The organism is Pontiella sp., assembly GCF_041622395.1.
GTDB lineage: Bacteria > Verrucomicrobiota > Kiritimatiellia > Kiritimatiellales > Pontiellaceae > Pontiella.
The window spans coordinates 1-10,894 of record NZ_JBFJYW010000106.1; the positions used below are offsets into that span (position 1 = coordinate 1).

Sequence of the window (10,894 nt, forward strand, 5' to 3'; positions counted from 1 at the left end):
ACACCTGCTGAACCCCTTCGCCCGTTTCTTCAAACGTTTGATCGACTTGGCCTTGGTGGTGGTTTCGTTGCCGCTATGGGCGCCGCTCATGTTGCTATGCTATGTGCTGATTTGGCTGGAGGACCGCAAGAACCCCATGTTCCTTCAACCGCGTGTCGGGCGCGGCGGCGGCACTTTCCGCACGGCCAAGTTCAGAACCATGGTGCCCAATGCCGAGGCCGTCTTGCAGAAGGCCTTGAAGACGAATCCCGCCCTCAAGCTGGAATGGGAAACCCATTTCAAACTCAAGAAGGATCCGCGCATCACCCGGGTCGGAAACTTCCTGCGCAAGACCTCGCTCGACGAAATTCCCCAGTTGCTGAATGTGCTGAGAGGAACCATGTCGCTGGTCGGGCCGCGCCCTTTGCCCGCCTACCATTTCCGGGATCTGCCCGAGCAGGTGCAATTCCTGCGCGACAAAGTGCAACCGGGCATCACGGGCCTGTGGCAGGTTTCCGGGCGCAGCGACGCCGGAACCGAGGGCATGGAAAAGTGGGACCCCTACTATGTCCGCAACTGGTCGATCTGGCTCGATATCGTCATCATCGTCCGAACCTTCAAAGCCGTCTTTTTCTCCAAGGGCGCTTACTAGTCCGTCCGCGTTGCCTCCGCTGACATCAACGGTGCCGCGGCCGAAACCGCGTCCCATCTCCCGCCTCACGTATTCGGATATTCGATGATCGTTTGGCGGTAGGCGGCGGGCAGACCGATATCGAAGCGTTTGCCTTTGACGCGGCAGCCGACGAATCCCTCTTCCTGGCGCAGTTTGTCGAGGCAGGAGGTGAGCTGGAACTCGCCGTTTTCGCGCATGTTGCGGTTGATGTTGTCTTCGAGCAACTGGAAGATGCGCGGGGTGAGGATATACTGGCCGAAGATGGTCAGGAAGTGGTCATCCTTCACGCCCTGTGTCGCGAGGTGTTCGCGCGCATATTCCACCGGCGGCTTTTCGGAAAATTCGGTAATCGAGAGCATGGCGCCGCCTTCTTCCCAGATTCCCGTGGCACAGCCGAAGTGCTTCACATCCTTCTCGGGGGTTTCCTGCAAACCCACCACGCTGCGCCCGGTACGTTCGTAGACATCGATCAATTGCGCCATGCACGAGGTGTCCGTGTCCGACGCAAACAGGTGGTCGCCCAGCATCAGGATGAACGGTTCGTGGCTCACCCAGTCCCGTGCGCAATGCACCGCGTGGCCAAATCCTTCCTGCGACTCCTGGACCAGCAACGTTACCTTGTTGCCGATATCCATGATGTGCTGCATGTAGCGCTGGTCTTCCTTCGAGAGCTTGTTGGCATGCTCAACCGGCAGGCGCTGATGGAAAAAGTCCTCGAACAGGTGGCGGTCGGCCTCCTGGATGATGATGCCGACCTCTTCGATTCCTGCGTCGAGCACCTGTTCGACAATCGTCATGATCACCGGCTTGGCGCGTCCGTCGCGGTCGATGATCGGGAACATTTCCTTCTTGATCGCCTTGGTCGCGGGATAGAGCTGGTTGCCGAAACCCGCCGCGGGAATCACCGCCTTGCGCAGCGGGTTGAGCGATTCGATGTCGAGCTTCATGCAGGGCATCTTCAGGTCGCGCTCGATGATCTCGATGACCCGGTGCTGCGCATCGGTGTCCTTCACCAAAAACTGCGCCGTGCCGTCGCCTTGCGAGCCGACGCCCTTGCCGCCAAGCACGAACGGCTGGATCGGTTCGTAGGCCAGCAACTTGTGCAGCACGGGGGAGGTGAGTTGCGAGGGGCAGGCCGGCTGCAGGTTCGCGTCGAACTTGGCCTGCGCTTCGTTCATCAAGCGCCCCAGGGCCTCCGCATCGCCCGCGCGGATCGTTTCCGCCGCGCGGCGATTGATGTCCTGGTTGATCGGGCCGAGGTATTTCTGCACCTTCTGTTGCAGCGCGTTTTCGGCAAAGGGATAGCATTGGTTTAGCTTGGCCAGGATTTCGACGGTATCCTTGCTCGCCTTCAGGTCGACGATGACATAGTGCAACGTGACGGGGACATTGAGCTCCTCAACGTCGAGGCGGTCGCCGTCGAACACCATCTTGACCGGGCGGTTTCCGTAGGCGCAACCTTGGTCGAGGCGGCCGCAACGCGATGGCGTGGTGATCTCCCCGAGGTAGGCATATTCCATCTCCCCGCGCACCGTCATCTTCAGGTCGTAGATCCGGTTGAATGCCCGCGCCACCAACACGCAGATGGCTGCCGACGAAGAGAGGCCCTTCTTCACGGGCAGGTCGGTCAAGTAGTTGTCGATTTCGAGGCCGCGCACGCGGTAGTGCGTCACGATCTGGTACGCCACGCCCGCCGCATAGCTCATGAAGCCGCCTTTCATTGCCTCTTCCAGCAATGCTTCGCGCTCCATCGGCAGCTCGAAGGGGCCTTTGCGCGTTCCGTCCTCGAACGTCGCATGCAGGATCAGCTTGTCGGGGTGGGGTTTGACTTCGGCGTAAAGCCCCTGGTTGGTGCCCACGATCAGTGCGGCGCCTTTCTCGATGTCGGCGTTGATGCGGCGGTAGCCGCCCGCCCAATCCGAGTGTTCCCCAAACAGACAAATTCTTCCCGGCACGAATAGCTTCATTTCAATCCCCTCGGTTAAGCGCTATTACATCGCATGGATAACAAGGCGTTGAAAGCTCTTTTTTGTGGCATTGCCGGATGCGTTGGGTAGGCTGTTCCGAATTGGAGATACGATATGGATATGCTGATACGCGATGTGGAATTGGGGGGGACGCGAACCGATGTGCTGATCGAGGGGAACCGCTTCAGGCGGATCGGTCCCAACCTCGCGGCCGGAACCGCCGCAGTGCTGGATGGAACGGGGAAGGCGATCGTGCCGACCTTCGTTAACATGCACACGCATGCTTCGATGACCCTGCTGCGCAGCTATGCCGACGACCTGGAACTGCACGACTGGCTGGCCAACTATATCTGGCCGCTCGAAGCCAAGTTGGACGAGGAGGATATCTACCACGGCGCGCGGTTGGCCTGCCTCGAGATGATCAAGTCGGGAACGACCTGTTTCAACGACATGTACTGGCATTTCCACGGCGTGGCCCGTGCCGTCGAGGAGTCGGGCATTCGCGCCATGCTCTCTTCGGTCTTCATCGATTTCAACGAGGCCGGCCGCGCGCGCAACGAACAGCGGCAGGCCGCACGGCTTTTCGAGGAAGCGACGCGGTATTCGGATCGAATCGGGTTTGCCCTCGGGCCGCACGCGATCTACACCGTGTCGGAAGCGTCGCTGCGCTGGGCCAAGGCGTTCGCCTCCGAGCATGGGCTGCCCATCCACATCCACCTGTCGGAGACGGCGAAGGAAGTGGAGGACTGCCTTGCGGCGCATGGCCTGCGCCCCGTGCAATGGTTGGAAAAGATCGGATGGCTGGGCCCGAACGTGATCGCGGCGCATGTGATTCATGTGGACGACGACGAGATCGGCATCCTCGCGAACCGTGGCGTCAAGGTGGTGCATAATCCGGCCTCGAACATGAAGCTGGCCTCCGGCAGCTTCCCGTATGCGCGGATGAAAGCGGCGGGGGTGCGAATCTCGCTCGGAACCGATGGGGCATCCTCGAACAACAACCTGTGCATGCTCGAAGAAATGAAGATCGCGGCGTTGCACGCCAAGCTCGTTCATGCCGACCCAACGGTGCTGCCCGCCGCAGAGGCCTTCGATATGGCCACGACCACGGGGGCGCAGGCGCTGGGGGTGGAGTGCGGCGCCGTCGCCGAGGGAATGCTGGCGGACTGCATGTTGGTCGATCTGTCGAATCCCCGCCTGGCGCCGGGATACCAACTCATCGACGACCTGGTCTATAGCGCCGATTCCTCCTGCATCGACACCGTCATCTGCGACGGACGAATCCTCATGGAAAACGGGCGCGTGGCGGGCGAGGAGCAGATCGTGGCCGAAGCCCGGGAATATGTTAAAAAGTTCCACTAACCCTTGATTCGGTCGACGCGGGAAACAATACTGGGCCTCATGGAAAACAACGGAATCATCAGAAGCAGGGCCTATGCGCGGGCGGGGTTCGTGGGAAATCCTTCCGACGGCTACAACGGCAAAACCATCTCCTTTACCTTCGATGATTTCTATGCCGAGACGGTGATGTACGAGGCGCCGTACATTGAGCTGCTGCCGAATCGCCGGGACCGCTCGATCTACAACAGCCTCGACGATCTGGAGCAAAGCGTGCGGGAATGCGGCTACTACGGCGGCATCCGCCTGTTGCAGGCTTCGCTCAAGCGTTTTCGCGAATATTGCCGGAAACGGGGCGTCGACCTCGGCAGCAAAGGCTTTGCCATGCGCTATTTCTCGAACATCCCGCATCACGTCGGCATGGCGGGCTCCAGCGCCATCATCACGGCTTGCTTCCGCGGGTTGGCCCGGTTCTACGATGTGGACATCCCGCGCCCGGAGCTGGCCAACATCATCCTTTCGGTCGAGACCGACGAGCTCGGGATCGGCGCCGGTCTGCAGGACCGCGTGGCGCAGGTCTACCAGGGCCTGACCTACATGGACTTCAACAAAGCCAAGATGGCGCAAACCGGCTATGGCGACTATGTGCCGCTCGATCCGTCGTTGCTGCCCAACATCTATATTGCCTTCAAGCGCGAACTGAGCGAAGGCTCGGAGGTGTTCCATAACGACATCCGCGCGCGCTTCAACCTGGGGGAGCGGAAGGTGGTCGAGGCCATGCAAACCTGGGCCGGGTTGGCCGACCAAGTGCGCGCGGCCCTGCTCGAAGGCCGCAAGAACGACGTCGGCGAGCTGCTAAATGCCAATTTCGATCTGCGCCGCCGCATCTACGCCATCCACCCCGACAACATCCGGATGGTGGAGGCGGCCCGGTCCACCGGGGCCAGCGCCAAGTTTACCGGCTCGGGCGGGGCGATCGTCGGCACCTACGCGGACGACGCCATGTTTGCCGAACTCAAGCAAACCCTGGAGCCGCTCTCCATCGCCGTACTCAAGCCCAACATCATCTAACGAGGACCACCATGATTCGCAAAGCCGTCATACCCGCCGCCGGATTCGGCACCCGCTTTTTGCCGCTCACCAAGGCGCAACCGAAGGAAATGTTGCCCATTGTCGATACCCCGACCATCCAGCTCGTGGTGGAGGAGGCCGTCGAGTCGGGCATTACCGACATCCTGATGGTCATCGGAAAATCCAAGCGGGCGATCGAAGAGCATTTCGATCGCAACTTCGAGCTGGAGCAGGAGCTCGAGGCCAAGGGCAAAGACGATCTGCTGCAGCAGATCAAGCATGTCTCCAGCATGGCCAATATCCACTTTGTCTGGCAAAAGGAGCTCAATGGGCTGGGCGATGCGGTTTCGTATGCCCGCAACCACGTCGGCAATGAGCCGTTTGCGCTGCTGCTGGGCGACACCATTCTCGAATCCTACTCCGGCGTCCCGATCACCCGCCAGTTGATCGATGTTGCGGAAAAGCACCAAGGATCGGTCGTCGCGCTCGAGCAGGTGCCCGCCGAAAAGGTCAACCGCTACGGCATCATGGACGGCATCGAAATGGACGACGGGGTTTTCCGGGTCAACGATTTCGTCGAGAAACCCGAGCCGAGCGAGGCGCCTTCCAACCTGGCCTTTGCCGGACGCTATGTCTTCATGCCCGATATCTTCGATTTCCTGATCCAGACGGGTCGGGGCAAGAACAATGAAATCCAGCTGACCGACGCGATGCGGTCAATGGCCCAAAGCCGCCCCATGTTCGGATCCCGCATCGACGGAACGCGCCATGACATCGGCAACAAGCTGGACTTTATCAAGACCAACATCCACTACGCGCTCAAGCATCCCGACATGAAGGACGAGCTGGCGGTCTTCCTCGAGGAGTTGGTGAATAAAAAACGGTTCCAATGATTGGGGGACTCCGGGAGGAAGGATTTTTCCCAACCATTGGAACCAGGGAGATGAAATCGCTTAATTCAGGGCAATGACAACCATCAGGCCGATCATGAAGACGCCGGTCAGCGCCATCGTTATTTCAACTGCTGCTATGGACCATGTTTTCATCGCTACCTCGTTCGTAGTTTCAATAAATAAAGCAATCTTCGTGCCGAACTTTCGGGCGATTGGAAATCCCCCGCAATAGCACGTTTTTTGGGGGCAGGTGGCCCGAGGAAGGCGAGCGGGCTTCCAGCAATTGAGAAACGAACGGCGGGTTGGAGCAGTATTGCGAAGCGGTAATAGCGTTCAAATTGGGTTGCAACACCCGAAAAGCTTTTTAAACTCACGAGCAACAACCAAGGAGTTGTGTATGAGCTCGAAAACGTTTCGAAAGGAACAGCGGCCTTTTTCCTCGATGGTGGTCGATGGCGTCGAACGCACTCCCAGCCGCGCAATGTTGCGCGCGGTCGGTTTCACGGATGGCGACTTCAAGAAACCGCAGGTGGGCATTGCCTCGACCTGGAGCATGGTCACCCCGTGCAATATGCACATCGACCGGCTGGCCAAGGAGGCCGAACAGGGGGTTTCCGTTTCGGGGGGCAAGGCGGTTCTTTTCAATACGATCACCATTTCCGACGGCATTTCCATGGGGACCGAGGGGATGAAATATTCCCTCGTTTCGCGCGAGGTGATCGCCGATTCGATCGAGACCGTGGTGGCCTGCGAGGGCTTCGATGCCCTGGTGGCTTTTGGCGGCTGCGATAAGAACATGCCGGCCTGCATCATGGCGATGGCGCGGCTGAACCGACCCGCCGTTTTTGTCTACGGAGGCAGCATCAAGCCCGGCTGCTATTGCGGCAAAGAGGTCGACATCGTCTCCGTTTTCGAGGCGGTCGGGGAGCATGCCAAGGGCGGGATCACCGCCCGGGAACTCGCGGAGATCGAGCGGGTCGCCATTCCGGGCGAGGGTTCCTGCGGCGGCATGTATACGGCCAACACCATGGCTTCCGCCATCGAGGCGATGGGGATGAGCCTGCCCAACAGTGCCTCCCGTCTCGCGGCGGGGAAAGACAAAATCCAAGAGGCGCACGCCGCCGGCCGCGCCGCCATGCTGTTGGTCGAGCGCGGCATCAAACCTTCCGATATCCTGACGCGACCGGCCTTCCTCAATGCCATCGCCGTGGTGATGGCGCTCGGCGGCTCAACCAACGCCGTCCTGCATCTCTTGGCCATGGCCCGCGCCGCCAAGGTCAGGCTGACGCTGGCCGATTTCGCGAACGTGGGGAAGAAAGTGCCCGTTGTGGCGGACCTGAAACCGAGTGGCCGTTACGTCATGGCCGATCTCGCCGCCATCGGCGGCGTGGCCCCGCTAATGGCGCGCCTGATGAAGGAGGGGCTGATTGACGGCGATTGCATGACCGTGACGGGAAAAACGCTCGGGCAAAACCTGGCACTGGTCGCGCCCTATCCGCGCAAACAGAACATTATCCGTTCGTTTGCGCACCCCATTAAGCCGGAAGGGCATCTGGTCGTGCTGAAGGGCAACCTCGCCCCCGACGGTGCGGTCGCCAAGATCTCCGGCAAGGAAGGCCTCGGGTTTTCCGGCAAGGCGATCGTTTTCAATTCGGAGGAGCAGGCGCTCAGGAAGATTCTGGACGGGACGGTCAAGGCCGGGCACGTCGTGGTCATCCGTTACGAGGGCCCGCAGGGCGGCCCCGGCATGCGCGAAATGCTCGCGCCCACCTCCGCCATCATGGGTCGTGGCCTCGGCCAGGCCGTGGCGCTCATCACCGACGGCCGCTTTTCCGGCGGCAGCCACGGGTTCGTCATCGGCCACATTGCGCCGGAGGCGTACGTCGGCGGCCCGCTTGCGATTGTGAAAAACGGGGACCCGATTTCCATCGATGCCCAGACGCGCTCGATCGATCTGGCGCTCCCGGCCGACGAGATTGCGCGTCGCCTATCCGCCTGGAAGCGGCCCCGCCCTAAATACAAGACCGGGGTGCTGGCGAAATACGCCAAACTCGTCGGTTCCGCTTCCGAAGGGGCGGTGACCGGATAGGCCCCGTGTTTCCCCTCGGGGTTCAACGGGTTTTTCCATTGGCCGGAACTTGTATTCCGGCCTTTTTCATGGATACTAGTCCGTTCGTTTTCAAAAGAGTGATGCGTAATTTCTGGAGCTACAATGGCGGACAACAGGTCGTTTGAATCGACACTTCACGATATCGTTTATAGTATCGACACAGGCACGGGCCTGAAGATCATCCGGGTAACCCTCTATGTGCTTATGTTGCTGGTGGTTGTGATGGTCTATACGGCCACCCAGTTCCGGGGGCTGAAAACCGAGGAGGCCATGGATTACGCGCAGCTTGGGCGCAACATGTCGATCCAGGGAGGCTTGGTTACCAAGGCGGTCCGGCCGCTCTCCATGTGGAAGATGCAGCAGCGAACGGAGGGCGAAAACCCGCTGATCAAACAGCATCCCGACCTGTACCACCCGCCGGCCTATCCCGCGCTTTTGGCGGCGGGGTTCAAGTTGTTCGAGCTGGTTGGGGTCGATCCTTTTGCCATGCCGGAAGGAGGCCGTGGCGTCGCCATGCCGGCCGAGCAGTGGATTATTCTTCCGCTCAACCATCTGTTTTCCATCCTCACGGGGTGGCTCGTGTTTTCGCTGGGCAAGCGGCTCTTTTCGCGGGAGGTCGGTTTCCTCGGGATGACCATCTATTATCTAAGCGACTTGGTCTGGCAGGATTCCATCTCCGGTTTGAATGTGTCGATGGCCATCTTCTTCATGACCGCCGCGTTTCATGCGATGGTGGTGTCGATGTTGAACAAGCGAGACGGCCGATCCAAGTTTACGTGGATGGTTCCCTTCGTGCTCTCCATCGTTTGCGCGGCGATTGCATTTTTGACGCGCTACATCGCCTTGGCCATTGTGCCCGGCCTGTGCATTTTTGCGTGGCTCATGTGCGGCCGCTTCCGCGGGGGCACGCGATTTGTCGTGGTTTTCCTGCTGCTCTACACCCTTTTGATCGCCCCGTGGCTGGTGCGAAACTACCGCGTCAGCGGCAATCCCGTCGGGCTGGTCGCCTATTCGGCCTTGGCCGGGTCGCCCCGCTTCCCCGAAAACAGCATCGATCGCGAGTACGAAGCCTTTGAGAAAGAGTTCCTTCCGCAGGTGGGCTTCGGCACCATGACCACGGCGGTTAAGCAAAAGTGGATCCTGAACTATTCCGGTAAGAACAGCGCCGTTATTCCGGCCTTGGGGGGCGGCGTTCTGATGGCGATGTTCATCGTCACCTTCTTTTACCACTTTGTCCGGCCCCAGGTGAATTATCTGCGCTGGGGGCTAGGGATATCGCTCTTGCTGATGACGGTGCTGGCGGGCTTTTTCTCCGATTCCTCGATCCAGATGCTGCACGCCTTCTGGCCCTTCGTCGTTTTGTACGGATTGGCCTTCTTCTACATCCTGATCGATCGCCTCGACCTTGGGGTGCGCCTCTATAACCTCGGCCTGAAGTGCCTCGTCGTCGTGCTCGCGGTCCTTCCGCTCGGCCTGACGCTGATGCCGCCGCACGAAAACCATCCCTATCCGCCGTATCACGCGCCGATCATCGCGAAGGTCGGTCAGATGCTCGACGAGCGCGAGGTGATGTGTACCGACATGCCGTGGGCCACCGCCTGGTATGGGGATCGTGTGTCCCTGCTGTTGCCGAAGGACTTGGATAAGTTTTACGATATCAACGACAACAAGCAATACATCAGCGGGATGTATTTCACCACCATCACCAAAAACAAGCCGTTCGTGCGCGAACTGCTCGATGGTCCGGAAAAAAGCTGGTTGCCCGTCATGAGCGGCCGTCCGCCGCCCGACTTCCCGCTCAAGGAGGGCGTTGCGCTTAACCGCCAAGACCAGATCTTCCTGAGTGACCGCGACCGGTGGTCCGCTTCAAGTGCAACGGGCGCTGCTACTCAATAACCGGAGGCGAATCGCATGCGCATCGTATTCATGGGATCGGCCGGGCTGGCCGTGCCCGCTCTGCGCGCCGTGATGCGGAACGGTGCGGACGAGGTGGTGGGCGTCGTGTCGCAACCCGACCGGCCGGCCGGCCGGAAGCGTGTCCTGACCCCGTGCCCGCTCAAGGCCTTTGCCGAGGGCGAGGGGTTCGAGGTCATGACGCCCGAAAAGATCGGCGATCCCGACTCCGTCGCCGCGCTGGCCGCGTTAAAACCGGATCTCTTCATTGTCGTCGCCTATGGGCAGTACATTCCGCAGCGCGTCATTGGGCTGGCCCCGTTCGAGGCCATCAACGTCCACCCGTCGCTGCTTCCCAAATACCGCGGTTCCGCGCCGATCCAATGGGCGATCCTCAATGGGGACGCCGAAACGGGCGTCAGTATCATCTATCTCGCAAAGAAGATGGATGCGGGCGATATTCTTCGGCAGGAAACCTATCCGCTGGGTAGCGACGAAACCTCCGCCACCCTGCACGACAAGCTTTCCGTCCTTGGGGCCGAGTTGTTGCTGAAGGCCATCGACGACATCCGCAATGGAACCGTTGTCCGGACCGCGCAGGACGAATCGCTGGCCGTCGAAATCCGCAAGCTGTCCAAAGACGATGGCAAAATCGATTGGAGTCGGTCCGCCGAAGCTATCCGCAACCGTATTCGGGCGTTCGACCCTTGGCCGGGCAGTTTTTGCACGCTGCCGAATGGCGAGGTGCTAAAAATCTGGAAGGCGGAGCTGGAGGAGGGGGCGGGTAATCCCGGTCAGCTGCTTGATGACCGCCTGCTTGTTGCTGCGGGCCATGGTGCGTTGCGTTTGACCGAGGTCCAGCCTCTGGGGAAGAAGCGCATGCCTGCTACATCGTTCCTGAATGGCGCTCCGCTCGCCGGCGGTACGCATTTGGGCTGAACCGTAATCGATTCCCTCACGTCACGCCTCA

Annotated in this window: 8 protein-coding genes; 7 read left to right on the forward strand and 1 reads right to left on the reverse strand. The window is 60.2% G+C overall.

Annotated elements, in window-relative coordinates; translation table 11 throughout:
• Positions 1 to 631 (forward strand): sugar transferase (locus ABYO54_RS07835; RefSeq protein ID WP_372807695.1); only part of this gene is annotated, 631 nt, incomplete at its 5' end.
• A gap of 65 nt (positions 632 to 696) precedes the next feature.
• On the opposite strand, the gene ABYO54_RS07840 is transcribed toward ABYO54_RS07835, so the two are convergent.
• Positions 697 to 2,619, reverse strand: coding sequence for a sugar phosphate nucleotidyltransferase (locus ABYO54_RS07840; RefSeq protein WP_372807696.1), 1,923 nt, complete (start codon positions 2,617 to 2,619; stop codon positions 697 to 699).
• Positions 2,620 to 2,733: 114 nt separating this feature from the next.
• Here ABYO54_RS07840 and ABYO54_RS07845 point away from each other — a divergent pair, with 114 nt between their 5' ends.
• The 6 genes from ABYO54_RS07845 (at position 2,734) to fmt (ending at position 10,863) form a co-directional block, all read left to right on the forward strand.
• The gene (locus tag ABYO54_RS07845) at positions 2,734 to 3,981 is read left to right on the forward strand and encodes an amidohydrolase (RefSeq protein ID WP_372807697.1); all 1,248 of its coding nucleotides are present in this window, start codon (positions 2,734 to 2,736) and stop codon (positions 3,979 to 3,981) included.
• A 39-nt stretch (positions 3,982 to 4,020) separates the two neighbouring features.
• Positions 4,021 to 5,028 (forward strand): mevalonate kinase, encoded by a 1,008-nt coding sequence (locus tag ABYO54_RS07850; RefSeq protein ID WP_372807698.1) that lies wholly within the window; start codon positions 4,021 to 4,023, stop codon positions 5,026 to 5,028.
• Positions 5,029 to 5,039: 11 nt separating this feature from the next.
• A complete protein-coding gene (gene galU / locus ABYO54_RS07855) occupies positions 5,040 to 5,921 on the forward strand; it encodes a UTP--glucose-1-phosphate uridylyltransferase GalU (protein ID WP_372807699.1) in 882 nt (293 codons plus the stop codon).
• Between the two features lie 397 nt (positions 5,922 to 6,318).
• Complete coding sequence (ilvD, locus tag ABYO54_RS07860) at positions 6,319 to 8,010, forward strand: dihydroxy-acid dehydratase (RefSeq protein ID WP_372807700.1); 1,692 nt, start codon at positions 6,319 to 6,321, stop codon at positions 8,008 to 8,010.
• Positions 8,011 to 8,133: 123 nt separating this feature from the next.
• Positions 8,134 to 9,927, forward strand: a complete 1,794-nt coding sequence (locus ABYO54_RS07865) for a phospholipid carrier-dependent glycosyltransferase (RefSeq protein ID WP_372807701.1) — start codon at positions 8,134 to 8,136, stop codon at positions 9,925 to 9,927.
• 15 nt (positions 9,928 to 9,942) lie between these two features.
• The gene (fmt, locus tag ABYO54_RS07870) at positions 9,943 to 10,863 is read left to right on the forward strand and encodes a methionyl-tRNA formyltransferase (RefSeq protein WP_372807702.1); all 921 of its coding nucleotides are present in this window, start codon (positions 9,943 to 9,945) and stop codon (positions 10,861 to 10,863) included.
• Positions 10,864 to 10,894 lie beyond the last annotated feature (31 nt).

Excerpts from the sequence above, each read along its gene's own strand:
- ABYO54_RS07840 (WP_372807696.1), bottom strand. The coding sequence starts at position 2,619 with ATGAAGCTATTCGTGCCGGGAAGAATTTGTCTGTTTGGGGAACACTCG.
- ABYO54_RS07845 (WP_372807697.1), top strand. The coding sequence starts at position 2,734 with ATGGATATGCTGATACGCGATGTGGAATTGGGGGGGACGCGAACCGAT.
- ABYO54_RS07850 (WP_372807698.1), top strand. The coding sequence starts at position 4,021 with ATGGAAAACAACGGAATCATCAGAAGCAGGGCCTATGCGCGGGCGGGG.
- galU (WP_372807699.1), top strand. The coding sequence starts at position 5,040 with ATGATTCGCAAAGCCGTCATACCCGCCGCCGGATTCGGCACCCGCTTT.
- ilvD (WP_372807700.1), top strand. The coding sequence starts at position 6,319 with ATGAGCTCGAAAACGTTTCGAAAGGAACAGCGGCCTTTTTCCTCGATG.
- ABYO54_RS07865 (WP_372807701.1), top strand. The coding sequence starts at position 8,134 with ATGGCGGACAACAGGTCGTTTGAATCGACACTTCACGATATCGTTTAT.
- fmt (WP_372807702.1), top strand. The coding sequence starts at position 9,943 with ATGCGCATCGTATTCATGGGATCGGCCGGGCTGGCCGTGCCCGCTCTG.